A 24,545-nucleotide genomic window follows, 5' to 3' on the forward strand; every position below is an offset into this window, starting at 1 on the left:
TAGCGAAATTCCTTGTCGGGTAAGTTCCGACCTGCACGAATGGCGTAACGACTTCCCCGCTGTCTCCAGCATAGACTCAGTGAAATTGAATTCCCCGTGAAGATGCGGGGTTCCTGCGGTCAGACGGAAAGACCCCGTGCACCTTTACTATAGCTTTACACTGGCATTCGTGTCGGCATGTGTAGGATAGGTGGTAGGCTTTGAAGCAGGGACGCCAGTTCTTGTGGAGCCATCCTTGAAATACCACCCTTATCGTCATGGATGTCTAACCGCGGTCCGTCATCCGGATCCGGGACAGTGTATGGTGGGTAGTTTGACTGGGGCGGTCGCCTCCGAAAGAGTAACGGAGGCGCGCGATGGTGGGCTCAGACCGGTCGGAAATCGGTCGTCGAGTGCAATGGCATAAGCCCGCCTGACTGCGAGACTGACAAGTCGAGCAGAGACGAAAGTCGGTCATAGTGATCCGGTGGTCCCGCGTGGAAGGGCCATCGCTCAACGGATAAAAGGTACGCCGGGGATAACAGGCTGATGACCCCCAAGAGTCCATATCGACGGGGTTGTTTGGCACCTCGATGTCGGCTCATCGCATCCTGGGGCTGGAGCAGGTCCCAAGGGTTTGGCTGTTCGCCAATTAAAGCGGTACGTGAGCTGGGTTCAGAACGTCGTGAGACAGTTCGGTCCCTATCTGCCGTGGGTGTAGGAATATTGACAGGATCTGTCCCTAGTACGAGAGGACCGGGATGGACATATCTCTGGTGGACCTGTTGTCCTGCCAAGGGCATAGCAGGGTAGCTATATATGGAATGGATAACCGCTGAAGGCATCTAAGCGGGAAACCAACCTGAAAACGAGTATTCCCTTGAGAACCGTGGAAGACGACCACGTTGATAGGCTGGGTGTGGAAGTGCGGCAACGCATGAAGCTTACCAGTACTAATCGTTCGATCGGCTTGATCGTTCCCATTGCTTGTGTTCATCAAACAAGTTTGATGATGCTATAGACGTCCTCACGCTGTCGGCCTTCGGCCTTCGCTGCGGACGGCGCGCCAGACGACTGGCGGCTCGGCTTTGCCGGCTGCTGGAGTTGTCCGGATAAGACGCAAAGACGTGTTCAAAACAAATGAAGTGAAAACTTCAACCAGCTTCTCATTCCGGTTTGCCCGCAAGGCAAATCTTGCGCTTTGCCGACCTGGTGGTTCTGGCGGGGTGGCTGCACCCGTTCCCATTCCGAACACGGCCGTGAAACGCCCCAGCGCCGATGGTACTTCGTCTTAAGACGCGGGAGAGTAGGTCGCTGCCAGGTCTGCAAAACGCAAGATAAAAACCGGAAACGCCGCTCCCCTTCGAGGCAAAGCCGAGAAGGACAAGGCAGCGGCAAAACAAAGATCTCCTTCTCGACACTCACTTCGGCCCCGCCGAAACCAAGGGCCGCCAACAAGCGGCCTTTTTGATTCGATACACTGAATAAGCAGTGCGTCCCTTACACGAGACAAATCCTCACGGATTTGCTCGGCACAGACCGCAAATCCAAAGGATTTGCGTTACCGCGATAAATCCCGAAGGGATTTACGCTGATCGGATAAACCGCAAAGCGGTTTACCTGGATGACGCGGGGTGGAGCAGCCCGGTAGCTCGTCAGGCTCATAACCTGAAGGCCGCAGGTTCAAATCCTGCCCCCGCAACCAAAATTCAGGCCGCCCGCAAGGGCGGCTTTTGCGTTTCTAAACCAGCCGAAGACAAACAAGACGCCCCGAAACGCCAGAGGACAACGCCCGCCTGGCGCCAACAAGTGCGTTCACGTCCGCGCGCACAGCGCACAGCGGAAACAGGGCCTGTCGTCGATGCGCGCCGGGCTTTGCGGCGATGGGTTCCGTGTGCTGCAAAGTCGGGTTTCAGGGCAAACCGTGGCTTTCGAGATCTCCCGTCGCTCGCGCAAAGTTTTTTCATTCATATTATTTTCGTGCTAAAATATTTGCGGACAGGCCATGTGTTGAAACGGAAGGAAAAGACATGGCTATCCAGGTCCCGGCCGATTTCCGCCGCGTGATCGTTGCTGCGTCGGTGGGAAACATCATCGAATGGTACGACTTCTATATTTTCGGTAGCTTGGCCGCAGTTCTCTCGGTCAAGTTTTTCGAGGAATCGCACCCAGTCGCAGCATTGCTCAGCACCATTGCCCTCTTCACCGCCGGTTTCCTGATTCGCCCCTTGGGGGCGTTTTTGTTTGGCTGGATGGGTGACCGCGTTGGGCGCAAATATACCTTCCTCATTACCTTGAGCGGCATGGGTTTGGGCACAGGCGCGATCGGCCTGATCCCGACCTATGAGGCGATCGGTCTCACCGCAGCCTTCCTCCTCTTCGGCTTGCGGATGATCCAGGGTCTTTGCCTTGGCGGCGAGTATGGCGGCGCAATCACCTATGTCGCCGAGCATGTGCCGGACGAACACCGTGGCTACTACACCGGCTGGCTACAGACCTCCCCCACCCTCGGGATCGTCGTGTCGCTGGCCGTGATCATCGCGACCCGTACCTACTTCGGCAATGAGACCTTCGACGCCTGGGCCTGGCGCGTGCCGTTCCTGGTGTCGTTCCTGCTGGTGGCCATCGCAATCTACATCCGGCTGCAGCTCCAGGAGACGCCGATCTTCGCGGAGATCAAGGCCAAGGGGCAGATGACGCGCAATCCTTGGCGGGAAGCGTTCCTGAGCTCCAACGTGAAATACGTGGGGATCGCGACCATCGTTTTGATCGGCCAGGGTGTGGTCTGGTACAGCGGCCAATTCTGGGCACTGTATTTCCTGCAGCAGGTATCCAAGGTCGACGCGCTGAACTCGTCCTACATCGTCGGCGCGGCCTTGCTCCTCGCGGCGCCGAGCCTGATCTTCTTCGGCTGGCTGTCCGATGTCATCGGTCGCAAGCCGGTGATCCTGGGCGGCATGTTGCTCGCCGCGCTGACCTATTATCCGCTCTATTTGTGGCTCGGAACGGTCACGCAGCCCGACAACATCAACTATCCGGCGGCGATCTTCATCATCTTCATCCTCGTCTGCTATGTCGGAATGGTTTATGGGCCGGTCGGCGCGTTCCTGGCAGAATACTTCCCCGGCAGGATACGTTACACATCGGTCTCGGTGCCCTATCACATCGGCAACGGCTGGGGCGGCGGATTGGTGCCCTTCGTGACGTCGGCCGCCTTCGCGGCGACCGGCAGCGTCGGCTACGCATTGCTCTATCCGATCATCGTCCCTGCCGTATGCTTCGTGCTCGCGCTCATGCTGATGCCGGAGACTCGCCAGGTCAGTATATGGCAGCCGATCGAGCCCAAGGCCGGATAAGCAATGCACGCGCGCCCGGAACTGCTGGGTCCGGTCCGAATGTCGCTGCCCCGCAGCAAGCCACAAAGCCCGCGCGACAAAAGTCCGCGGGCTTTGTGCTCCGCCAATAGCTGAAGCTGCAAAGGGGATCGGGCGTCACGTCGAGCCAACCTCAAGTTAGAAGACTCGAGCAGCGCCCCAACTGGACAATCCCGAAAAAATCGAAACTATCGCTGCAATGACAAATCAGCGACCGGCGGCAAGGCCGGATGCAGCTGACGGCGGGGGAATGAGGATGAACTACCGGGAGACTTCAAGCGCAGAGCGCAACCGCTCTTTGCATATGCTGTTTTTCGTATGTGCCGTCTTGGCGATCCTCGGCAGCCTGTTCGCCGGCACGGATGGTTCCGCCTGGCGCTGGTTGCACTACCTGACGAAACCGACGGCAACGCTGTTGCTGCTCGTCGCTGTCCTGCGCAACGCTCGCCGCTCGTCCAGCGCCTATGCCATGGCGATCGTGATCGGTCTCGCCTTTGCTGCCACCGGCGACGTCTTCCTCATGTTGCCGGGCGATTATTTTCTCGCCGGCCTCGTCTGCTTTCTGCTGACTCATTGCGCCTACATCTTTGCGCTCAGCCGCGACGCCAGCTTAGCCGCCCATCCTGGGGTGTTTGGCTTCTTCGCCTTGATCGCGCTTCTCGTCGTCGACGGTTTGTGGACGTCGCTGCCAGCGGAGATGCGCGTCCCAGTCATCATCTACGCCCTGGCGCTCGGCGCAATGGCTGCCCAGGCCGTCTCCCGCGCCCGGCAGCTTTCGGCAACGCCGCAGGAACGTGGTGCCTATCAGGCCGCTATCGCTGGCCTGTTGTTCCTGGTTAGCGACACGATACTCGCCTATGGCCGCTTCCGCTGGGACATTCCCTTCAATGCCCTCTGGGTGCTCGGCACCTATTATGCTGCGCAGTGGTTCTTCGCGCGCTCGACAGAAATCCGATGACAATCACACCCGATACCCCGTCAGATCTCGCCGCCACCTTCGACCGCTTGCGGCGCGCATGGCGGGAGGAGCGCCCGCCGATCGAGCAGCGCCGCGAGGATCTGAGCCGGCTCAGGAACCGCCTGCGCACCCGTATCGATGAGATGTGCAATGCGATCGACGCGGATTTCGGCCATCGCGCCCGGCATGAGACGTTGCTTGGCGAAGGCGGCGTCGTGCTTTCCGAGATTGACCACACGCTGGCGAAGCTCAAGCACTGGGTCCAGCCGGAGAGGCGGAAGGCGGGATGGAAACTCTGGCCGGCCAAGGCGGAAGTGCGCTTCGTGCCGCTCGGTGTCGTCGGCATCATCTCGCCGTGGAACTACCCGGTCAACCTGGCGCTTGCCCCTCTCGTGGCCGCAATCGCCGCCGGCAATCACATCTACCTGAAGCCCTCGGAGCATACGCCGCACACGGCCGAGTTTCTGCGATCGCTGCTTGCCGACGTGTTTCCGGAAGAGCGGGTGGCGGTCGCGATGGGCGGCCCCGAGCTCTCCGCCGCCTTCTCGGCCCTGCCGTTCGATCATCTGTTCTTCACCGGCTCGACCGCCGTCGGGCGCAAGGTGATGGCGGCGGCCGCGCAGAACCTGACCCCCGTAACGCTGGAGCTCGGCGGCAAGTCGCCGGCGATCATCGGAGAAACCGCCGACCTCGCGAAAGCCGCCGCGCGCGTTGTAACCGGCAAGTTCTTCAATGCCGGCCAGACCTGTATCGCGCCCGACTACGTCCTCATTCATGAAAGCAGGCGCGATGCCTTCGTGGGTCTGCTGAAGCAGGAAGTTGCGGCGCGTTATCCTGCAAAGCGAAAGCTCGAAGATTATACGACGATCATCAATGCCGCCCAGTACGAGCGCCTGCAGCGCCTGATTGCCGATGCTGCGGTGCGCGGCCATGCGGTGGTTCCGCTTCTCGATGGGACGCAACAGACCCGGCCGCGCCTTCTCCCGCCGACGCTCGTCATTGACCCGGATCGCGACAGCCCTGTCATGGCCGAGGAGATTTTTGGGCCGATCCTGCCGGTGGTCAGCTACACTTCGATCGAGGACGCGATCGGCTATGTGCTTGGTCATGATCGCCCGCTGGCGCTCTATTGCTTCAGCCGCAGCGAGGCCGAAATCGAAGCCATTCTCTCGCGGGTCGTTGCAGGCGGCGTCTGCGTCAACGACACGCTCTACCAGTTCGGCTGCAACGACCTGCCCTTCGGCGGCGTCGGTGCCAGTGGCATGGGCCACTACCATGGCCGCGACGGATTCCTGACCTTCTCCAAGGCGATGCCGATCTTGAGAAAATATGATCCGGCGCCGAGCGACCTGGTGAAGCCGCCCTATCGGGGCATCGCCGACTGGGTCATCCGTTTCCTGTCGCGATAGCCGCTCAAAAAATCTGCACCACGCTGCAATTTCGACTTGTAGCTCTAGTCGCTAGAGGTCGTAACCTTGCTTCAGGATTTGCAAGGAGCAGGTTATGGCGAGCACTATTCGGGAAGCCCGTTATCGCGTCGAAGGCATGGATTGCGCGTCCTGCGCGACCAAGATCGACACGGCGGTGCGCAGGCTGTCGGGCGTCGAGGAGGTCTCGGTTTCCGTGTCGGCGGGCACGATGTCGGTAAAATTCGCCGACGAGAACGATCTTGCAACGTCGATCGTGAGCAAGGTCGGAAAGCTCGGTTATCGCTTGCACCCGATCAACGCCGGCCAGACGCTGGAACGGAAAGCGGCGCATGCGTGCTCCGGCCATGACCATGACCACGGCGATCACGGTCACCATCATGACCACGGTGATCATGAGCATCATCACCACCACCAACACGATCATCATGAGGGTCACGCCGGGCCGAAGGGTGAAAACGCGGCGGTGACGGCCATGGGGCTTCATGGCCACGACCATGGCCCAACCACTGGTCCCTGGTGGAAATCAGGCAAGGGTAAGCTGACGATCGCCAGCGGCCTGGCGCTGATCGCCGCCTATGCTGTCGGCAAGTTGGCCCCGGTCACCGAACCCTGGATTTTCACGCTGGCCATGCTCGTCGGCCTGCTGCCGATCACGCGCCGCGCCCTTGCGGCTGCCACCATGGGCACGCCGTTCTCGATCGAGATGCTGATGACGATCGCTGCCATCGGCGCGGTTTTCATCGGCGCGACCGAGGAAGCCGCCATGGTCGTGCTGCTGTTCCTGATCGGTGAGCTTCTGGAGGGCGTGGCGGCGGGAAAGGCGCGCGCCAGCATCCAGTCGCTGACGGCGCTCGTTCCGAAATCTGCCTTCGTCGAGCGCGATGGCCGGCTTGACGAAGTTCCTGCCGAGACGCTCGCCGTCGGCGCCGTTATTCTCGTGCGCCCCGGCGATCGCATTCCGGCCGATGGCGTGGTGCTTTCCGGTGAAAGCGCCGTCGACGAGGCGCCCGTGACCGGCGAGAGCACGCCGGTGCGCAAGGACGTGAATGACACCGTCGTTGCGGGCACCGTCAACGGTTCCGGCGCGCTGCGCGTCCGGGTGACGGCCGCCGCCGCCGACAACACCATTGCACGCATCGTCCGCCTGGTGGAGGAAGCGCAGGAAAGCAAGGCGCCGACCGAGCGCTTCATTGACCGTTTCTCGCGTTATTATACGCCAGGTGTCGTCTTGGTCGCGGCGCTCGTCGCCGTGCTGCCGCCGCTTCTCTGGGGTGGCTCGTGGGATGAGTGGATCTACAAGGGCCTCGCCATCTTGCTGATCGGTTGCCCCTGTGCGCTGGTGATCTCGACGCCGGCCGCAATCGCTGCCAGCCTATCGGCGGGCGCCCGGCGCGGGTTGCTGATGAAGGGCGGCGCGGTGCTGGAAAATGTCGGCAAGATAACCGCCGCCGCCTTCGACAAGACCGGGACCCTCACCGAGGGTAAGCCGAAAGTGACGGACATCATCGGCTTCGGCTGGTTGGAGAAAGACGTTCTGCGTCTGGCGGCTGCGCTGGAGCAGGGATCGAGCCATCCGCTCGCCCGCGCCATCCTGGAGCGAAGCACGGCCGACGGCCTTGTTGTCCCCAACATCGCGACCGTGAATGCGGTCGGCGGCAAGGGGCTTGAAGGGACTGTTGACGGCATCGCGCTGTTCTTCGGCTCGCCCAAGGCCGCCGCAGAGTGGGCGCCGATGACCGCTGAAGAGAAGGCGCGCGTCGCAGCCCTCAACGATGAAGGCAAGACGGTTTCGGTGCTCGTCGCCGGTGGCGTGATTGCCGGCGCCATCGCCATGCGCGACGAGCCGCGGCCGGATGCGGCCGCCGGCGTGAAAGCTCTGACCGATGCCGGCCTCCGCGTCGTCATGCTGACCGGCGACAACCGGCGCACGGCGGAGGCGATCGGCCGCCAGTTTGGCATGGACGTTCGGGCCGAACTGTTGCCGGAGGACAAGCAGCGCATCGTTCGCGAGTTGAAGGCCGAAGGCTTCAACGTCGCCAAGATCGGCGACGGCATCAACGACGCGCCGGCGCTGGCTGCCGCCGATATCGGCATTGCCATGGGGGGCGGCACGGACGTCGCGCTGGAAACGGCGGATGCAGCGGTATTGCATGGCCGGGTCGGCGACGTGGCGGCGATGATCCGGCTTTCCCGCTCGACGATGCGCAACATCGTGGAGAACATCACGATCGCGCTGGGCCTGAAGGCCGTCTTCCTGGTGACGACGATCATTGGCGTCACCGGTCTCTGGCCCGCCATCCTGGCCGACACCGGCGCCACGGTGCTCGTCACCATGAATGCGCTGCGGCTGCTTCGGCCCGTGCGAGCCGCTTGAACACCTAAAAGTTCCCAAAAGCATGTCGCGCAAAAGTGTGCGGCGGTTTTGCGATAACGACATGGAAGTATCAAAAGAAGGACCGGCGGCACCCATTGTCGCCGGTTTTTCGCGTCCAAGTGCCTGTGTATATTCATGCTGGACTCTGACCAGCGATCTGATGAGAGTATAAGGAGATCACGGTTGAGGGCTTTCGCCCCGAAAAATCGATGATAAACTTAGACCAAATGGTAAAAAAATCGCCGGCACGGTTTCTGGGAAGAATGCCGAAGCGGGCCAGTTTGGGGATCGCAAGGCCAATATGGACAATATTGCCATCGAACTGCGTGGAATCGACAAGAGTTTCGGCCCGGTCCACGCCAACAAGAACATCAATCTAAAGGTCCGCAAAGGGACGATCCACGGCATCATTGGCGAAAACGGTGCGGGAAAATCGACCCTGATGTCGATCCTCTACGGCTTCTACCAGGCCGATAGCGGTGAAATCCTGGTCGACGGCAAGCCCGTCGCCATCCGTGATCCGAATGCGGCGATCGCCGCCGGCATCGGCATGGTCCACCAGCACTTCATGCTGGTCGAGAACTTCACGGTGCTGGAAAACGTCATGCTCGGCGCCGAGGACAGCCAGATCCTCAACAAGGGCATCGCCAAGGCGCGCGTTGAACTGAAGCGGCTGGAGCGCGAATACGCGCTCGAGGTCAATCCGGATGCGCTCATCGAAGAATTGCCGGTTGGTTTGCAGCAGCGTGTCGAAATCCTGAAAGCGCTCTATCGCCGTGCCGATATCCTGATCCTCGACGAGCCGACCGGTGTGCTGACGCCGGCCGAGGCCGACCACCTTTTCCGCGTTCTCGAACAGTTGAAGAGCCAGGGAAAGACCATCATCCTCATCACCCACAAGCTGCGCGAGATCATGGCGATCACCGACGAAGTGTCGGTCATGCGCCGCGGCGAGATGGTGGCGACGCGAACCACGGCTGAGACCTCGGTGGAAGAACTCGCCGAGCTCATGGTCGGGCGGCGCGTATTGCTGCGCGTCGAGAAGGGCGAGGCGAAGCCCGGCGAGGTCAAGCTCGCAGTCGAGGGGCTGACCGTCAAGGATGGCCGCGGCGTCACCATGGTCGACAACGTTTCGTTCAACCTCCGGGCTGGCGAGATTGTCGGCATCGCCGGCGTCGCCGGCAACGGCCAGTCGGAATTGCTGGAAGCGATCTCCGGTATCCGCCGTGCTGTTTCCGGCTCCGTGCACCTGAATGGCAAGCCGATCGACGTCACCGGCCGGGCTGATCCCGCGGAATTGCGCGATCGTGGTCTCGCCCACGTGCCGGAAGACCGCCACCATGTCGGCCTCGTCCTGAAGTTCGAGGAGTGCGAAAACGCCATCCTCGGCTACCATCATGACAAGCGCTACCTCAACGGCGTCTTCCTGAACATCGATGCGATCCGCAAGGATGCCGAGAAGCGCATTGCCGAATACGATATACGCCCGCCGAATCCGCGGCTGAAGACCGCGAATTTCTCCGGTGGCAACCAGCAGAAGATCGTGCTGGCGCGCGAAATGGAGCGCGGGCCCGATGTGCTGATCATCGGCCAACCAACCCGCGGCGTCGACGTCGGAGCCATCGAATTCATCCATAGGCGGATCATCGAGATGCGCGACCAGGGCAAGGCTGTCCTGTTGGTCTCTGTCGAACTCGATGAAATCCGCGCGCTTTCGGACCGTATCCTGGTCATGTTCGCCGGCCGCGTCGTTGGCGAGCGCGATCCGGATGCCACCGAGGGCGAACTCGGCCTGCTGATGGCCGGTGTTGAAGGCCGCAAGGAGGCCGCAGAATGAGCACCCCTTATGCAAAGCTCCCGGGCTGGGTCGAATATGGCCTCATCCCGCTGATCAATCTCGCGGTCGCCTTCCTCGTTGCCGGCCTCGTCGTGCTGCTCGTCGGCGAAAATCCGCTGGAAGCCGCCTATCACCTGATCAACGGCGCCTTCGGCCGCGGCGAATATCTCGGCTTTACGCTCTATTATGCGACGACCTTCATCTTCACCGGCCTTGCGGTCGCTGTTGCCTTCCATGCCGGCCTCTTCAACATCGGCGGCGAGGGCCAGGCCTATGTCGGCGGCATCGGTGTCGCACTCGCCTGCCTCTGGCTTGACCAGACGATGCCCTGGTACGTCGTCTTCCCGCTGGCGATCCTCGGTTCGGCTTTCTTCGGCGCGGCCTGGGCATTCCTTCCCGGTTGGCTGCAGGCCAAGCGCGGCAGCCATATCGTCATCACCACCATTATGTTCAACTTCATCGCCTCGAGCCTGATGGTCTATCTGCTGACGCGTGTCCTGAAGCCGCTCGGTTCGATGGCGCCGCAGACGCGGACCTTCGCCGAGGGCGGGCAATTGCCGAAGCTGGACTGGCTGCTCGCAATCTTCGGGCTGGATGTCGGTACGGCGCCGTTCAACGTCTCGTTCCTGCTGGCGCTGGTCGCGGCCTTCTGCGTCTGGCTCCTGATCTGGCGCACCAAGCTCGGCTATGAAATGCGCACCATGGGCCACAGCCCCTCGGCAGCGCGCTACGCCGGCATGAGCGAAAGCCGCATCACCGTGATCACCATGATGATCTCGGGCGGTCTCGCGGGCATGATGGCGCTGAACCCGATCATGGGCGAACAGGCGCGCATGCAGCTCGATTTCGTGCAAGGGGCAGGCTTCGTCGGCATCGCCGTGGCGTTGATGGGCCGCTCGCATCCGGCAGGCATCATCCCGGCCGCCATCCTCTTCGGCATGCTCTATCAGGGCGGAGCCGAGATTTCTTTCGAAATGCCGTCGATTTCCCGTGACATGATCGTCATCATCCAGGGCCTGGTCATTCTCTTTGCCGGCGCACTCGAAAACATGTTCCGGCCGGCGATCACCCGGTTGTTCGCGATGCAGAGCCGCCGTACGGCCGTCGTGGCACAGACAAAGGGAGCTTGAAGCCATGGATTTCTTCCACGTCATCGTGGTGCTCCTTGAGTCCACCATCCGCGTTTCCGTTCCCCTGATCTTTGCAGCGCTTGCCGGACTCTTCACCGAACGTGCCGGCGTCTTCGACATCGGCCTCGAAGGCAAGATGCTCGGCGCGGCCTTTGCGGCCGGCGCTGTCGCCGCCGTCACCCAGTCCGTGTGGATGGGCTTGCTGGCGGCCATTCTGATCTCGATTGCCTTGTCGCTGGTGCATGGCTACGCCTCGATCACCCAGCGCGGCAACCAGATCGTCTCCGGTGTCGCGATCAACTTCATCGTGGCCGGTTCGACCGTCATCCTCGGTGAAGCCTGGTTCCGCCAGGGTGGCCGCACCCCGGCGCTTGGCGAAGGCTCCCGCTTCCAGACGATCACCTTCCCCTATGCCGACAGCGTCAGGGAGATCCCGATCCTGGGCCCGATCTATTCGGACCTGCTTTCCGGGCATTTCCTTCTGACCTATGTCGCCTTCGCCATGGTGCCGATCAGCTGGTGGATCCTCTACCGCACCCGCTTCGGCCTCCGCTTGCGCGCAGTCGGCGAAAACCCGGGCGCGGTCGATACGGCCGGCATCTCGGTTCTCTGGCTGCGTTATCGCGCCGTCATCTGCTGCGGCATCCTTTGCGGTTTTGCCGGCGCCTATCTGTCGCTGGCGATGACCGCCGGCTTCGTCAAGGGCATGACCGCCGGCAAGGGTTACATCGCGCTTGCAGCACTCATCTTCGCCAAATGGCGGCCGTTCAACATCATGCTGGCCTGCCTGCTCTTCGGCTTCCTCGATGCGCTGGCGATCCGTCTCCAGGGTAATCCGCTGCCGTTGATCGGCCAGGTGCCGGTGCAACTGATGCAGGCGCTGCCCTATATCCTCACCGTGATCCTGCTGGCCGGGTTTATCGGCAAGGCAATCCCGCCGAAGGCTGGCGGGGTCCCCTATGTCAAGGAGCGCTAGAACCATGGAAAACGAACTGTTCGAGGCCGCCCGCGACGCGATGGCGAAGGCGCATGCGCCCTATTCGAAGTTTCCTGTCGGCGCGGCGATTCGCGCCGAGGACGGCAAGATCTATACCGGCGCCAACATCGAGAACCTGTCGTTTCCCGAGGGATGGTGCGCTGAGACCACCGCCATCAGCCATATGGTCATGGCCGGCCAGCGCAAGATCCTGGAAGTGGCCGTCATTGCCGAGAAACTGGCGCTCTGCCCGCCCTGCGGCGGCTGCCGCCAGCGGCTCGCCGAATTCTCCGGTGCCAGCACGCGCATCTTCCTGTGCGACGAGACCGGCGTGAAAAAGACTCTGGCGCTGTCGGACCTGCTGCCGCACAGCTTCGAGACCGAGATTCTCGGATGACCGCGGCCGCTGAATTGCTGAAAGCCCGGCTCGCGGGCTTTTCTCCGCGCTATGGCATCGTGCTCGGGTCCGGGCTCGGCTCCCTGGTCGATGCCGTGGAGGAAACGTTGCGGCTCTCCTATGCCGAGATCCCCGGCTTCCCGGTCAGCAGCGTCTCCGGCCATGCCGGCGAACTCGTCGCCGGAACGCTCTCGGGCGTGCCGGTCATCATGCTTTCCGGCCGGGTTCACTATTACGAGCAGGGCGACGCCAATGCGATGCGCCAGCCGCTGGAGACACTGAAGGAACTCGGCATCGAATGCCTGGTTCTCACCAATTCCGCCGGGTCGCTGCGCGAAGATCTGCCGCCGGGCTCGGTGATGCGGATTTCCGATCACATCAACTATTCGGGCTTCAATCCGCTGATCGGCGTCGAGAGCGACGATCGCTTCGTCGGCATGACCAATGCCTATGATGCCGAGCTTGCCGCGAGAATGCAGAAGAGCGCCGAGCGCCTCGGCATCCCGCTCATCGGCGGCGTCTATATGTGGTTCTCGGGTCCGAGCTTCGAGACGCCGGCCGAGATCCGCATGGCACGCATCCTTGGTGCCGATGCCGTTGGCATGTCCACCGTTCCGGAAGTCATTCTCGCCCGCTTCTTCGGCTTGAGGGTCGTCGCCGCCTCGGTGATCACCAATTTCGGCGCCGGCATGACCGGCGGCGAGATCAGCCACCACGAGACCAAGGACATGGCGCCGGTCGGCGGCAAGCGGCTTGCCGCGATCCTCGCTGACATGATCGCCGCCGATACGGTGCGCGGGTGACGATGCTTCCGCAGGAAATCATCAGGCGCAAGCGTAACGGTGAACGCCTCGCTCCGGCCGAGATTGCCGACTTTGTCCGCGGCCTCTCCGATGGCTCGATCTCCGAAGGGCAGGTGGCTGCCTTCGCCATGGCTGTCTGGTTCTCCGGCATGGGCCGCGAAGAGACCGTGGCCTTGACGCTCGCGATGCGCGACTCCGGCGAAACGCTCGACTGGAGTGCGATTGGCCGCCCGATCGCGGACAAGCATTCGACCGGTGGTGTCGGCGACAATGTTTCGCTGATGCTGGCGCCCATCGTCGCGGCCTGCGGTCTTGCCGTGCCGATGATCTCGGGACGCGGCCTGGGGCACACCGGCGGCACGCTCGACAAGCTCGAATCGATACCCGGCTACAACATCCAGCCGTCGGCTGCATTGTTCCGCAAGACGGTCGACGAGATCGGCTGTGCGATCATCGGCCAAACGGCGAACCTCGCTCCGGCCGACAAACGCCTCTATGCGATCCGCGACGTCACTGCGACCGTCGACTCCGTGCCGCTGATCACGGCCTCGATCCTTTCCAAGAAGCTCGCTGCCGGCCTCCAGTCGCTGGTGCTCGACGTCAAACTCGGCAACGGCTCCTTCATGAGCGATGCGCAAGAGGCCGAAGTTCTGGCGCGCTCGCTGGTGGACGTTGCCAATGGCGCCGGTGTCCGCACGTCTGCGCTCCTGACCGACATGAACGAGCCGCTGGCCGATGCCGCCGGAAATGCGCTCGAGATCGACAATTGCCTGGCCTTCCTGCGTGGCGAGAAGACCGGCACGCGGCTCGAAACGGTCGTCCTGGCTTTCGCCGCCGAAATGCTGGTGGCAGGCGGCCTCGCCGGCAATCCGGAGCAGGGCGAGGCGCTGGCACGCAAAGTGCTTGGCAGCGGAGCGGCGCTCGAACGCTTCGGGAAAATGGTGCACGCCCTTGGCGGGCCGGCGGACTTTGTCGAGCGCCCGGTGGACTATCTGGGGCGGGCGCCGGTCATCTTGCCGGTCGAAGCGAAGCGGTCCGGTTACCTTGCGGCCTGCGAGACGCGCGAACTGGGCGTGGCCGTCATCGCGCTTGGCGGCGGGCGGTCGCATCCGGATGACAGGATAGATCATCGGGTCGGCTTCGACGCGCTGAAGCCGCTCGGAACGCGGATCGAGAAGGGCGAGCTGATCGCATTCGTGCATGCGGCAGACCAGCATGCGGCAGAGGCGGCCCGTCGTCGCCTGCACGAGCTCTACACGATCGACGATATCGAGCCGGTGAAACATTCGCCGATCCTGGCGAAGATTACCTGACGAGATGCAAGGCGCCGTCCTCGACGCGGAAGGATGACAGCCGGCTCAGGAACGTCATGCCGATAAGCGTGCCGGAAAGTGCCTTGTCCGGCAGCACCAGCGCCTGGACGTCGCGTACGGATATGCCGCCGATTTCGATCCGGCTCAGCACCGCCGGGGCCGCTTCGACGACGCCATTGGCGGTGTTGACGCGGGCGGTGAAGGAGAGCGTGCCTGGCGAAATGCCGAGGCGGCGCGCGGTCGAAAGGTTGATGGCGATCGCACTGGCGCCGGTGTCGACCAGCCCGCGCTCGCTCCGGCCATTGATACGGAATGTGCCGAAGAAATGGCCGGTGCCATCGGCATCGAGCACTACGCTTCGCCCCGCCGCGTGCTTTGCCGTGGTCGCCGGCGGGGCCGGTTCTTCGGCAGCCGTCCTGTCACTGCCTTGTGTCAGGGCGGTCGTCGCGAGGTGTGGTACCACCATTGCTGCAAGTGCGGCCACACCGGCCAATGTGAGCAGGCGAACGAGCATGGACATTACTCCCCGTGGCAGCAGATGCAGCAATCGCAAGATGCTGCGGCAACCTTTGACGCGCCCGCGCGCGCTACAGGGCAGTAGACTGGATGACGCCTAAGGCGACATAAAAAAGCCGCCGGAGACCGGCGGCTTTCGCGTGCAATTGCAATCCTGGTTAAGGATCAGGAAATCACTTGGTGCCGTACATGCGGTCGCCCGCATCGCCGAGACCCGGCATGATGTAGCCGAGTTCGTTCAAATGGCTGTCGATCGACGCCGTAAAGATCGGCACATCGGGATGCGCTCCCTGGAAATTGCGGATGCCTTCGGGAGCCGCGAGCAGGCACAGGAAACGGATGTTCTTGGCGCCGCGCTCCTTCAGTTTGTCGATCGCCGCGATCGAGGAATTGCCGGTGGCAAGCATCGGGTCGACAACGATGATGAGGCGTTCGGACAGGCTTTCCGGCGCCTTGAAGAAATACTCCACCGCTTCCAGGGTCTCGTGGTCGCGGTAGACGCCGATGTGGGAGACGCGGGCCGAAGGCACGAGTTCGAGCATGCCTTCCAAGAGCCCGTTGCCGGCGCGCAGGATCGAGGCGAAGACAAGCTTCTTGCCCTCGAGGACCGGCGAGTCCATTACCTGCAGCGGCGTTTCGATGCGCTCCATCGTCAACTCGAGGTCGCGCGTGACCTCGTAGCAGAGCAGCGTTGAAATCTCCCGGAGAAGCCGGCGGAAACCCGCGGTCGAGGTCTCCTTCTTGCGCATGATGGTCAGCTTGTGTTGCACAAGCGGATGATCGATCACTGTAACGCCGTTCATGGCTCACCTTTCCGGATTTTTTGTATCCGTCCTTTTTCCATGGAAAGCGTCGTCGCCGCAAGGGTATTGGCCGGCCGGAAAACGTCATCCCCAGTCGACGAATTCCTGCCGTTGTGCGCCCGTACGGCATGACTCCTTAAATCGACCTCGATTTGAGGAGGCATAATCAAAATTCTAGAGCGAGCTTGGTGCGTTCGTCTGAACGCACGGCCCTTCTAGATCCGCGCGAGCAGCCGCCGACGTGTCGGCTCGTCGACGAAGGCAGCTTCGATTGCCGTGCGGGTCATGCCGTTAATCTCCTCGTCGGAAAAGCCCATGACCGCAGAGGCAATGTCGTATTCCTGCGCGAGCGACGTATGGAAAAATGGCGGATCGTCCGAGTTGAGCGTCACGCGCACGCCGGCTTCGTGAAGCGCCCGCAGCGGATGCGAGGCGAAGTCCGGGAAGACCCGCAGCGAGATGTTGGAGCCGGGACAGACTTCGAGCACCACGCCGGCGTCGGCAAGGCGCCGCACGAGCTCCATGTCTTCGATAGCCCGGACACCGTGGCTGATGCGCGATGGGCGCACGTGGTCGAGTGCGTCGCGAACGCTGAAGGCGCCGGAGAGCTCGCCGGCATGGATCGTCAGCCCCAGACCGGCGTCACGCACGATATCGAAGGCTCGGGCGAAATCGCCAACCTTGTGCATGCGTTCTTCTCCGGCCAGGTTGAAGCCGGTGACGAGCGCATGTTCGCGCCTGGCCGCGAATTCGGCTGTCCTGATGACCGATTCGGGGCCGAGGTGGCGAATGCCTGTTATCAGCATGCGCGATTCGATCCCGGTCTTCTGCCGGGCGGCTTCCATGCCGGCAGCGAGGCCCTCGAGATAGGCATGGGCGCCGAGGCCGATCGTGTTGCCGTGGTCGGGCGAAACGATGATCTCGCTATAGATCGTGCCCGCTTCGGCAAGCTCGGTCAGATAGGCTTCGGCAAGCAGCGCATAGTCTTCCTCGGTCCGAAACAGCGAGGCGATGGCGTCGTAGCACTTCACGAAGCTGGTGAAGTCTTCCCAGACATAGGCCTTGTCGCGGATGATCGCGCTGGTATCGATGCCGTATTTTTCGGCCTGGGCGAGCGCGAGCTCGGGCGGTGTTGCGCCTTCGATGTGGCAATGCAGTTCCGCCTTCTTCAGATGTGCGGTCAAATGAGGCTTCTCCCATGGTGGCCCGGCGCGATGCCGAGATGTTTGGCGACGCTCTCGCCGATATGCGCGAAGGTGCTGGCAACGCCGAGCGAGCGGCTGCGCAGCGACGGTCCGAACATCAGCACCGGCACCCGCTCGCGCGTGTGGTCGGTGCCGCGCCAGGTCGGGTCGCAGCCGTGATCGGCGGTCAGGATGACGATATCGGTCGGTTGCAAGCGGCGGTCGAGATCCGGCAGGCGCGCATCGAACGCCTCGAGCGCGGCTGCATAGCCGGCGACGTCGCGGCGATGGCCGTAGAGCATGTCGAAGTCGACGAAATTGGTGAACACCAGGCTGCCGTCCTCGGCCTCGTCGATGGCCGCAAGGCTCGCGTCGAAGAGCGCCATGTTGCCGTCGGCCTTTGTCAGCTTGGTCACGCCCTGATGCGCGAAGATGTCGCCGATCTTGCCGATCGCGTGAACCGTGCGTCCGGCTTCCGTCAACCGGTCGAGGACCGTGGGCTCCGGCGGCAGCACCGAATAGTCGCGTCGGTTGCCGGTGCGGGTAAAGGTCTGCGGGCTCGTGCCGACGAAGGGGCGCGCAATCACCCGGCCGATATTGTAGTCGTCGAGCAGACGCCGGACAGTCTGGCAAAGCTCGAGCAGACGGTCGAGCCCGAAGCTCTGCTCATGCGCCGCGATCTGGAAGACCGAGTCCGAAGATGTGTAGCAGATCGGCTTGCCGCTGCGCATATGCTCCTCGCCGTGGCGGGCGATGATGTCGGTGCCGGACGCATGGCAATTGCCGAGGATGCCGGGAATGTTGCCTTCGCGGCAGATGGCTTCGACGAGTTCCGCCGGAAAGGCGTCGCCTTCGGCCGAAAAGTAGCCCCAGTCGAACATGACCGGCGTGCCGGCGATTTCCCAGTGCCCGGAAGGCGTGTCCTTGCCGCGTGAAACCTCGCTCGCGGCACCAAAGGCGCCGTAGACGCGGTTGGGCACGGGCATGCCCTGAGGAATGGTACCATTGGCAAGCTTTGCCGCATGTACAAGGCCAAGGGCGGACATGTTCGGCAGGCTGAGCGGGCCTTCGCGCAGACCCGCCCGGTCGGCAGCGCCGGTAGCACAGAACTCAGCGATATGTCCAAGCGTGTTGGCGCCGAGGTCACCATAGGCTTCGGCATCCGGCGCGCCGCCTATACCGAAGGAATCGAGAACGAAAAGAAACGCACGCGCCATGATGCACCTGACAGCGGAAGCGCTGGCATCGCGCTCCGATAGCTTCTGGAAAGGCGCGACGATACCTAAAGGCCCGCCGCGCAATCCCGAAGGGATAACGCTGCACACGACGCAATGCAATTGCGCCGGATCAGTGCCTAATCAGCAATCAGTGCATTTTATCGACTGAGGCAGGCGTGAGTGGAAGTAGGCCGTCTTCGAGAGGTCTATCGTTTTGGACGTGGCCTGAAGGCTCGGAGCGTAGAGCATCAACTCATGCGGAACGGTGAGCTCCGTCCGAATGACAAACGACTTGTTGGCCGTGAATTGGCCGGGCAGGGAGACTTTCGAATTCGCGGCGTAGGGAACCCCGCCGGCCTGATCGCGCGACCAAATGACGGTTCCCTCGTTGGTACCCGAGACCTCGATGCCGGTGATCTTCAGCGTGTAGTTTGCGTTCCCGTAGGGCTCGAGAATGCTCTTTGCGACATTCGACACGTTGGTGAGGAAGGCTTTGTTGACTTCCGACTGTTGTGCCACGACGTCGGCGACGGCGCTTGCGGCGCGTGCAGTCTTGCCGGCGACCGTAAAGCCGACCGAAAGCTCGAACGCGCCCAGATAGGTCATGATCAGCAACGGCGCGACAATCGCGAATTCGACGGCCCCCACGCCGCGCTTATCCCGCCGCAGCGCGTGAAACATGCCGTAAACCGCCTGGAGGCGCCGGATCGTTTGCCCCGCAATCTGCTTCATGGCGAACCTCACTCGCTCTCGTTTCGGAACGTGGCCGTTGCCACCATGAGATAATCCTTCGGCATGCTCGCGCCGGCGGGCCGCAAGTTGGTGACGAACGGCCTGACGAGGTCGGTGATCACGCTCCATCGGTAGTAGGCACGCACCACGTTGAAGGTGCCCGGGCCGCCGGGGGCAAACTTGAAGTCGGCCGTATCAATATCTGTCGAGCCCGCCTTGCGCGGGATGTTCACGGGAAATTTGGTGAGGTCTGAAACCGCCCGGACGTCCAGGTAGAACTGGGAGGGCTGGGTTGCTTCGGTGGCGGAGCATTTCATCAGGATCGCGATTTCATCGCAGAAGGCCTGGCGGAACTGCGCCTGCGTCATATCCGTGACCTTGCCCCGCTCGAAGGTGATCTGGCCGGTGCGGACCTTGCGCGCCATCGTCTCCGTTGCGTTCGCCAGGAGCTGGTCACCGTAGAAGGCGGCAAAGGTTTCGAGCGAGGCGAAAATCACGAGAAAGAAGGGCAAGGCGAGGATGGCGAACTCGATACTCGTCGCGCCTTTGCGGTTGCGGAAGAAGCGGCGCAGAATGCCTTTTCGCCTGAAATCAGGCCCGCGCGGACGTTCGATTGCCTGCTCGATGCTCATTGTGCCGTCCCATCATGTTACGCCAGTCGGGCGGCAGATTATGGAGCAACCGTTGATATTTCGTTCCTGCGGATCATGTGCATTTTAACGAATCGCAGGTCAAAACCCATAAAATTCAGTTGGTGCTACCTGTGGTTTTACGTTCGGCATGTCGTTCACAATTTGGCGTACAGGAGAGCACGGTACGCGACGTCTGCTTGTAGACGCGCACGGTGTTTCCTTCGTCGATCGACACCAGAATCCGCTCATCGACAATGGCGTTTCCGTCCTGGTCGAGGATGACCAGATTGGTGGTGCCAAAATTGCGGCCGGTGATGACGATGGTTCGGGCGTCGGCAACCGTGGCGTCCGCCACTTCGGCATTGCCGATGATGACCTTGCTGACCGGGCGATCGAGCTTGAGCACGCGCGCGTGATCCATGTAGACGCGCATCATGTCGCCTTCGGTCGCGACGGCAACCGCTGGGGCAAGCGCGGCGATCGCGAATGCTAAGATGGCAGCTCGGCTGGTCGCGAAAGGCAGGGTCATGGCGGGTCCTTGGGATGGTGCTCACCCTACACTTACCCATCTTGGTGAATGAACCGTTAAGTCCGCCTTTTCGAGGCTTTGCGGATGCTGCGTCGTTTTCTGTTCGTTTACCCAAAAATCAGGGACGCTTCGTTAACCTTCAGGTAACCGCCTTCCTTAAGCCGATGGCAATGGGCCAGGACTAGTTTGAGGCCATCCGATCAACGGCAACAGTTGGCGGAAGTGCTGAACAACAAATGTGAAGTAGGAGAATCATCATGAAGAAGATTTTTGCCCGTCTGATGAAGGACGAGTCCGGCGCGACCGCCATTGAATACGGCTTGATCGCCGCTCTCATTTCCGTTGCCCTGATCGCTGGTGCAACGACCCTTGGCAACCAGCTCGACCTGCTGTTCAACGGCCTCGGCACCCGCATGTCGACCGCCGTCACGAACATGTAAGCGCAGGCGAGCGCTCCATATTGCTTACGATAATGAGGGTCGCTCGGATGGGTGGCCCTCTTTGCGTTGATCGGGCATCTCACCGTGCATGCGGCGCGAAACAGATGGTTTAGACATTTGTGAGTGACACCAGTTTGTATTTTGCGAGGGGCGTGTGATGGAAAATATGGCGATCCTGCTTGTGTTTCCGCTATGTCTGGCTTTTGCAGCCGTCTCCGATCTGTTGACGATGACAATCCCGAACCGGGTGTCCGCCATTCTCCTTTGTGCCTTCGTCGCGACCGCTGCCGTCTCGGGCTTCGAGCTGCAGCAGATAGGACTTCATCTCCTCGCCGCCGCCATTGTCTTTGCCGTCTGCTTTGTCCTTTTCGCACTCAACGTCATGGGCGGAGGCGATGCCAAGCTGCTGACTGCCTGCGCGGCCTGGTTTGGCCTTAACGCATCGCTGGTCTCGTTCCTCATCTATGTTTCCCTCTTCGGCGGGGCGCTGACCATCGCGGTCCTGCTGCTCAGGACGCAGGAGGCGAGGATCCTGGCGGCCGGCATTCCGGTGCCGCGCCTGTTGCTGACCGCGAAGAAGGTCCCCTACGCGGTCGCCATCGCCTGCGGCGGATTTGTCGCCTATCCTCTGTCGCCGCTGATGTCGTTGGCATTCCCGCATCTGCAATGAGCGGGGCCTGCGACCGGGCGTGTTACGCTTCGTTAACCATAGCTATAAGTGGTCCGTTAACTATAATTACACCAATTCCTGATCAATCTGACCCTGGCAATTCTTTGGGGCTCGGAAACGATCATGAAACCGGTTCGCATCATCATACTGGCGGTGGCCGTTCTGTCGGCCGCGACGGCTGGTCTATTGGCGATGAAACTGACGCGCGCACCTGCGCCGATGGCCGCCGAACCCTTGATCGAGAGGGCGCCGACCGTCAACGTTCTGGTTGCCAGCAAGAGCCTGCCCGTCGGATCGCGCCTTGGCGGCGATTCCATCCAGTGGATGGCCTGGCCCAAGGACGGTGTGGTTGACGGTCTGATCACCGACGAAAATCAACCGTCGGCAATCGACGACCTCACGGGGGCCGTCGTCCGCTTACCGATCTTCAACGGCGAGCCGGTCCGCCACGAGAAGGTCGCAGACTCCTCCAGCCGCATCATGTCGTCGCTGTTGCCGGCGGGCAAACGCGCCGTCGCGACGGAAATCACCGTCGCCACCGGTGCCGGCGGCTTCATCCTGCCGAATGACCGTGTCGACGTCATCATGGTCCGCAAGGGCGACGGCGAACTCTACCTGACCGAAACCGTGCTCAGCAATGTACGTGTCCTGGCAATCGACCAGCAGGTCGAGGAGAAGGACGACGGCACGAAAGCCGTCGTCGGTACCACGGCTACCCTGGAGCTGACGCCCGACCAATCGAAGGTCATGACGGTCGCGCAGCAAATGGCCGAGCGCATTTCATTGGCACTCCGAAGCGTCGCCGACGCACAGGAATCCGACACCGACGCCGCAGACTACCTGTTGAGCGGTGACGGGCAGCCGAGCATCCAGGTCATCAAGTCCGGATCCATCGTCAAGAGCGATGGCGCCGCCGGCCATACACAGCAGTAACCAGGTTAGAACGGGGCATAAGGTGAAACCGAGCGGAAACAAATTTCGGGCGTCTGTCGCAGCCGGTTTATCGTTCTGCCTGGCGTTTTCCGGCATGTACCTGCCGACGCCGTCGGTGGCTCTCGCCGCCGCTTCCTCGGTCGTACGGATCGTTGAAAGTGGTCCCGGCGTCAAGAAGAAGGTCAGCCTCGGCCTGAACAAGGCCGTCGTCGTCGACCTCCCCGCCGACGCGCACGATATTCTCGTGGCAGATCCTTCGCTGGCCGATGCCGTGACCCGTACGTCGCGGCGTCTTTATCTTTTCGGCAAGTCCGTTGGCCAGACCAATATCTTTGTCTTCGGTCCCAATGGCGAGGAGATCGTCAGCCTCGATATCGAAGTCGAGCGCGATATCGCCAACCTGCAGTCGAATTTGCGTCGCTTCATTCCGGACGCCGATATCAATGTCGAGATCATCTCGGACAACATCGTGCTGACCGGCACGGTGCGAACACCGCTCGATTCCACCCGTGCCGTCGATCTCGCCAAGGCCTTCCTCCAGGGCGGTGAGGCGACCACGCGCAACATCACCGCCCAGGGCAACAATGGCGATGCCGATATCTTCGCCGAAGACCGGCAGGTTTCCCAGATCGTCAACCTCCTGACGATCGATGGCGACGATCAGGTCAACCTCAAGGTCACCGTTGCCGAAGTCAGCCGTCAAGTGTTGAAACAGCTCGGTTTCAACGGTCGCATCGGCGATGGCGAGAGCGGCATCGGTTTCCGCAACCCGTCCAACCTCGGCGACGCAATTGGCGTCGGCGCCAATGCGTTGATCAGGGGGACCATCGGCGGAACGACGATCGCCAGCTACATCAATGCGATGGAGCAAGCAGGCGTGATGCGAACGCTGGCCGAGCCAAGTCTGACGGCGATTTCCGGCCAAGAAGCAAAGTTCTATGTTGGCGGTGAGTTCCGCCTGCCCGGAACTCAGGAAGTCTCGACTGACAAGGATACCGGCGAAGACAAGGTTACGCGCGAAGTCAACGATGTCGAATATGGAATCCGTTTGAACTTCAAGCCTGTCGTTCTTGGGCCCGGACGCATCAGCCTTCAGATCGAGACGAACGTCTCTGAGCCGACCTACGAGGGGTCTGTTGTCACCGGCAACGGCAAGACGAGCATTGCCGGCAATACCTTCCTCGGGATCCGCAGGCGCGAGGCTTCAACGAGCGTCGAACTGCCTTCCGGCGGTTCGATCGTGATTGCCGGCCTGGTTCAGGACAATATTCGCCAGGCGATGTCGGGCCTGCCGGGGGCAGCGAAGATCCCGATTCTTGGAACGCTGTTCCGCAGCAAGGATTTCGTGCGCAACGAGACCGAGCTCGTCATCATCGCGACGCCCTATCTGGTCCGTCCGGTCGCCAGGAGCGCGATCTCCCGGCCTGACGACAATTTCAATCCGGCCAATGATCTCGACAGCTACTTCCTTGGCCGCGTGAACCGCATCTACGGGCGGCCCGAGGCCGCGGCCCCGGCGGGGCGCTACCACGGCAACGTCGGCTTCATCTACAAATAGGTCGGGTCATGACGCTTCGAACCGGTTCCCACAAGACTTCTGAAAGGCCGAATGCCATGCCCCTGAGCACATCCAGCGCCGTCATGCGATGCATGGGCCGCGTGGCCATGCTGGCCATTGCCGGCATTTTCCTTGCGAGCTGCGGGACGAAGGACAATCTCGCCACCGGCTCGATTCCGGACGACTATCGCACGCGGCATCCGATCGTGCTCGCCGAAGGCGAACGCGCCATCGATATCCCGATTGCATCGGGCGACCGTCGCCTGACCCAGGGAACGCGCGATGTCATTGCCGGTTTTGCTTCCGACTATCACTATTCGGCAAGCGGCGTCGTGCAGATCATGATGCCGCGCGGCGCGGCCAACAGCCATGCTGCGCAAGCGATGCGCAGGGAGATCCGCAGCGTTCTGGTTGCCGCGGGCGTCCCGGCCAAACGCCTCCTCGAGACGAGCTATGACGCCGGACCCTATGGCGACGCGGCACCGATCCGCTTGAGCTATGTCGCGATTACCGCCCAGACAGCGCCTTGCGGCACCTGGCCGGAGGATCTGAACCTCAACACGATGGAAAACAAGAACTATTACAATTTCGGTTGCGCCTCGCAATCGAACCTGGCCGCCCAGATCGCCAACCCGACAGACTTGCTCGGTCCGCGCCAGACGTCGCCGATCGATGCGGAACAGCGCGGTCAGATCATCAAGGACTGGCGTGGAACCGACAAGAGCGACGGCCCGGTCGTCATCTTCAACTGATAGCGGCG

At 61.8% G+C, this 24,545-nt stretch carries 22 protein-coding genes, 1 tRNA gene and 2 rRNA genes (1 of these 25 running past the window's edge); 18 read left to right on the forward strand and 7 right to left on the reverse strand.

Annotated features, from left to right (window positions below; all coding sequences use genetic code 11):
- The 13 genes from AC1Z3V_RS17450 to deoA form a co-directional block, all read left to right on the forward strand.
- Positions 1-957, forward strand: a 23S ribosomal RNA gene (locus AC1Z3V_RS17450); it begins 1,840 nt to the left of the window's first position.
- Positions 958-1,187: 230 nt separating this feature from the next.
- A 5S ribosomal RNA gene (gene rrf / locus AC1Z3V_RS17455) occupies positions 1,188-1,302 on the forward strand.
- A 305-nt stretch (positions 1,303-1,607) separates the two neighbouring features.
- Positions 1,608-1,684, forward strand: a tRNA-Met gene (locus tag AC1Z3V_RS17460).
- A 325-nt stretch (positions 1,685-2,009) separates the two neighbouring features.
- The gene (locus tag AC1Z3V_RS17465) at positions 2,010-3,335 is read left to right on the forward strand and encodes an MFS transporter (protein ID WP_483500667.1); all 1,326 of its coding nucleotides are present in this window, start codon (positions 2,010-2,012) and stop codon (positions 3,333-3,335) included.
- 274 nt (positions 3,336-3,609) lie between these two features.
- Positions 3,610-4,311, forward strand: a complete 702-nt coding sequence (locus AC1Z3V_RS17470) for a lysoplasmalogenase (protein WP_483500669.1) — start codon at positions 3,610-3,612, stop codon at positions 4,309-4,311.
- Between the two features lie 2 nt (positions 4,312-4,313).
- Complete coding sequence (locus tag AC1Z3V_RS17475) at positions 4,314-5,720, forward strand: coniferyl aldehyde dehydrogenase (RefSeq protein ID WP_483504107.1); 1,407 nt, start codon at positions 4,314-4,316, stop codon at positions 5,718-5,720.
- Positions 5,721-5,814: 94 nt separating this feature from the next.
- Positions 5,815-8,115, forward strand: coding sequence for a heavy metal translocating P-type ATPase (locus AC1Z3V_RS17480; protein ID WP_483500671.1), 2,301 nt, complete (start codon positions 5,815-5,817; stop codon positions 8,113-8,115).
- A 301-nt stretch (positions 8,116-8,416) separates the two neighbouring features.
- Positions 8,417-9,952 (forward strand): ABC transporter ATP-binding protein, encoded by a 1,536-nt coding sequence (locus tag AC1Z3V_RS17485; protein ID WP_483500673.1) that lies wholly within the window; start codon positions 8,417-8,419, stop codon positions 9,950-9,952.
- Complete coding sequence (locus AC1Z3V_RS17490) at positions 9,949-11,082, forward strand: ABC transporter permease (protein WP_429810549.1); 1,134 nt, start codon at positions 9,949-9,951, stop codon at positions 11,080-11,082. Before AC1Z3V_RS17485 ends, AC1Z3V_RS17490 begins: the two co-directional genes overlap by 4 nt.
- A 4-nt stretch (positions 11,083-11,086) precedes the next feature.
- Entirely contained in the window at positions 11,087-12,058 is a 972-nt protein-coding gene (locus tag AC1Z3V_RS17495; RefSeq protein WP_057247715.1) for an ABC transporter permease, read from the forward strand.
- Positions 12,059-12,062: 4 nt separating this feature from the next.
- Positions 12,063-12,455, forward strand: coding sequence for a cytidine deaminase (locus AC1Z3V_RS17500; RefSeq protein WP_429810551.1), 393 nt, complete (start codon positions 12,063-12,065; stop codon positions 12,453-12,455).
- Complete coding sequence (locus AC1Z3V_RS17505) at positions 12,452-13,258, forward strand: purine-nucleoside phosphorylase (protein ID WP_429810553.1); 807 nt, start codon at positions 12,452-12,454, stop codon at positions 13,256-13,258. Before AC1Z3V_RS17500 ends, AC1Z3V_RS17505 begins: the two co-directional genes overlap by 4 nt.
- Positions 13,255-14,571, forward strand: a complete 1,317-nt coding sequence (gene deoA, locus AC1Z3V_RS17510) for a thymidine phosphorylase (protein ID WP_483500676.1) — start codon at positions 13,255-13,257, stop codon at positions 14,569-14,571. The genes AC1Z3V_RS17505 and deoA overlap by 4 nt, the downstream gene beginning before the upstream one ends.
- Here deoA and AC1Z3V_RS17515 read toward each other — a convergent pair.
- From AC1Z3V_RS17515 to AC1Z3V_RS17545, 7 genes are all read right to left on the reverse strand, one after another.
- Positions 14,564-15,085, reverse strand: a complete 522-nt coding sequence (locus AC1Z3V_RS17515; RefSeq protein ID WP_429810557.1) for a TIGR02281 family clan AA aspartic protease — start codon at positions 15,083-15,085, stop codon at positions 14,564-14,566. The two genes, deoA and AC1Z3V_RS17515, sit on opposite strands and share 8 nt — an antisense overlap.
- Positions 15,086-15,260: 175 nt before the next feature.
- On the reverse strand, positions 15,261-15,890 hold the full coding sequence (gene upp, locus AC1Z3V_RS17520) for a uracil phosphoribosyltransferase (protein WP_483500678.1): 630 nt from the start codon (positions 15,888-15,890) through the stop codon (positions 15,261-15,263).
- Positions 15,891-16,105: 215 nt separating this feature from the next.
- Positions 16,106-17,074, reverse strand: coding sequence for an adenosine deaminase (locus tag AC1Z3V_RS17525; protein ID WP_483500680.1), 969 nt, complete (start codon positions 17,072-17,074; stop codon positions 16,106-16,108).
- The gene (locus tag AC1Z3V_RS17530) at positions 17,071-18,291 is read right to left on the reverse strand and encodes a phosphopentomutase (RefSeq protein ID WP_483500681.1); all 1,221 of its coding nucleotides are present in this window, start codon (positions 18,289-18,291) and stop codon (positions 17,071-17,073) included. Before AC1Z3V_RS17530 ends, AC1Z3V_RS17525 begins: the two co-directional genes overlap by 4 nt.
- 141 nt (positions 18,292-18,432) lie before the next feature.
- The gene (locus AC1Z3V_RS17535; protein WP_429810565.1) at positions 18,433-19,023 is read right to left on the reverse strand and encodes a TadE/TadG family type IV pilus assembly protein; all 591 of its coding nucleotides are present in this window, start codon (positions 19,021-19,023) and stop codon (positions 18,433-18,435) included.
- Positions 19,024-19,031: 8 nt separating this feature from the next.
- Positions 19,032-19,655: a TadE/TadG family type IV pilus assembly protein gene (locus AC1Z3V_RS17540; protein ID WP_483500683.1), complete on the reverse strand. Its 624-nt coding sequence runs from the start codon at positions 19,653-19,655 to the stop codon at positions 19,032-19,034.
- A 115-nt stretch (positions 19,656-19,770) separates the two neighbouring features.
- Positions 19,771-20,184 (reverse strand): pilus assembly protein N-terminal domain-containing protein, encoded by a 414-nt coding sequence (locus AC1Z3V_RS17545; protein WP_483500685.1) that lies wholly within the window; start codon positions 20,182-20,184, stop codon positions 19,771-19,773.
- Positions 20,185-20,441: 257 nt separating this feature from the next.
- Between AC1Z3V_RS17545 and AC1Z3V_RS17550 the strand changes: the two genes are divergently transcribed.
- The 5 genes from AC1Z3V_RS17550 to AC1Z3V_RS17570 all read left to right on the forward strand — a co-directional run bounded on the left by AC1Z3V_RS17550 (position 20,442) and on the right by AC1Z3V_RS17570 (position 24,537).
- Complete coding sequence (locus AC1Z3V_RS17550) at positions 20,442-20,624, forward strand: Flp family type IVb pilin (protein WP_065371977.1); 183 nt, start codon at positions 20,442-20,444, stop codon at positions 20,622-20,624.
- A 157-nt stretch (positions 20,625-20,781) separates the two neighbouring features.
- The gene (locus tag AC1Z3V_RS17555; protein WP_483500687.1) at positions 20,782-21,294 is read left to right on the forward strand and encodes an A24 family peptidase; all 513 of its coding nucleotides are present in this window, start codon (positions 20,782-20,784) and stop codon (positions 21,292-21,294) included.
- Positions 21,295-21,417: 123 nt separating this feature from the next.
- A complete protein-coding gene (cpaB, locus tag AC1Z3V_RS17560; protein WP_483500689.1) occupies positions 21,418-22,227 on the forward strand; it encodes a Flp pilus assembly protein CpaB in 810 nt (269 codons plus the stop codon).
- A 22-nt stretch (positions 22,228-22,249) separates the two neighbouring features.
- Complete coding sequence (locus AC1Z3V_RS17565) at positions 22,250-23,785, forward strand: type II and III secretion system protein family protein (RefSeq protein ID WP_483500691.1); 1,536 nt, start codon at positions 22,250-22,252, stop codon at positions 23,783-23,785.
- A 56-nt stretch (positions 23,786-23,841) separates the two neighbouring features.
- Positions 23,842-24,537 carry a CpaD family pilus assembly protein gene (locus tag AC1Z3V_RS17570; protein ID WP_483500693.1) on the forward strand — a complete coding sequence of 232 codons (696 nt, stop codon included), beginning with the start codon at positions 23,842-23,844 and terminating at the stop codon, positions 24,535-24,537.
- The last annotated feature ends 8 nt before the right edge of the window (positions 24,538-24,545 follow it).

It is taken from the genome of Ensifer sp. 38_S197 (assembly GCF_056924495.1).

Coding starts and splice junctions, on each gene's coding strand:
- AC1Z3V_RS17465 (WP_483500667.1), top strand. CDS start 2,010: ATGGCTATCCAGGTCCCGGCCGATTTCCGCCGCGTGATCGTTGCTGCG.
- AC1Z3V_RS17470 (WP_483500669.1), top strand. CDS start 3,610: ATGAACTACCGGGAGACTTCAAGCGCAGAGCGCAACCGCTCTTTGCAT.
- AC1Z3V_RS17480 (WP_483500671.1), top strand. CDS start 5,815: ATGGCGAGCACTATTCGGGAAGCCCGTTATCGCGTCGAAGGCATGGAT.
- AC1Z3V_RS17485 (WP_483500673.1), top strand. CDS start 8,417: ATGGACAATATTGCCATCGAACTGCGTGGAATCGACAAGAGTTTCGGC.
- AC1Z3V_RS17490 (WP_429810549.1), top strand. CDS start 9,949: ATGAGCACCCCTTATGCAAAGCTCCCGGGCTGGGTCGAATATGGCCTC.
- AC1Z3V_RS17495 (WP_057247715.1), top strand. CDS start 11,087: ATGGATTTCTTCCACGTCATCGTGGTGCTCCTTGAGTCCACCATCCGC.
- AC1Z3V_RS17500 (WP_429810551.1), top strand. CDS start 12,063: ATGGAAAACGAACTGTTCGAGGCCGCCCGCGACGCGATGGCGAAGGCG.
- AC1Z3V_RS17505 (WP_429810553.1), top strand. CDS start 12,452: ATGACCGCGGCCGCTGAATTGCTGAAAGCCCGGCTCGCGGGCTTTTCT.
- AC1Z3V_RS17515 (WP_429810557.1), bottom strand. CDS start 15,085: ATGCTCGTTCGCCTGCTCACATTGGCCGGTGTGGCCGCACTTGCAGCA.
- upp (WP_483500678.1), bottom strand. CDS start 15,890: ATGAACGGCGTTACAGTGATCGATCATCCGCTTGTGCAACACAAGCTG.
- AC1Z3V_RS17530 (WP_483500681.1), bottom strand. CDS start 18,291: ATGGCGCGTGCGTTTCTTTTCGTTCTCGATTCCTTCGGTATAGGCGGC.
- AC1Z3V_RS17535 (WP_429810565.1), bottom strand. CDS start 19,023: ATGAAGCAGATTGCGGGGCAAACGATCCGGCGCCTCCAGGCGGTTTAC.
- AC1Z3V_RS17540 (WP_483500683.1), bottom strand. CDS start 19,655: ATGAGCATCGAGCAGGCAATCGAACGTCCGCGCGGGCCTGATTTCAGG.
- AC1Z3V_RS17545 (WP_483500685.1), bottom strand. CDS start 20,184: ATGACCCTGCCTTTCGCGACCAGCCGAGCTGCCATCTTAGCATTCGCG.
- AC1Z3V_RS17550 (WP_065371977.1), top strand. CDS start 20,442: ATGAAGAAGATTTTTGCCCGTCTGATGAAGGACGAGTCCGGCGCGACC.
- AC1Z3V_RS17555 (WP_483500687.1), top strand. CDS start 20,782: ATGGAAAATATGGCGATCCTGCTTGTGTTTCCGCTATGTCTGGCTTTT.
- cpaB (WP_483500689.1), top strand. CDS start 21,418: ATGAAACCGGTTCGCATCATCATACTGGCGGTGGCCGTTCTGTCGGCC.
- AC1Z3V_RS17570 (WP_483500693.1), top strand. CDS start 23,842: ATGCCCCTGAGCACATCCAGCGCCGTCATGCGATGCATGGGCCGCGTG.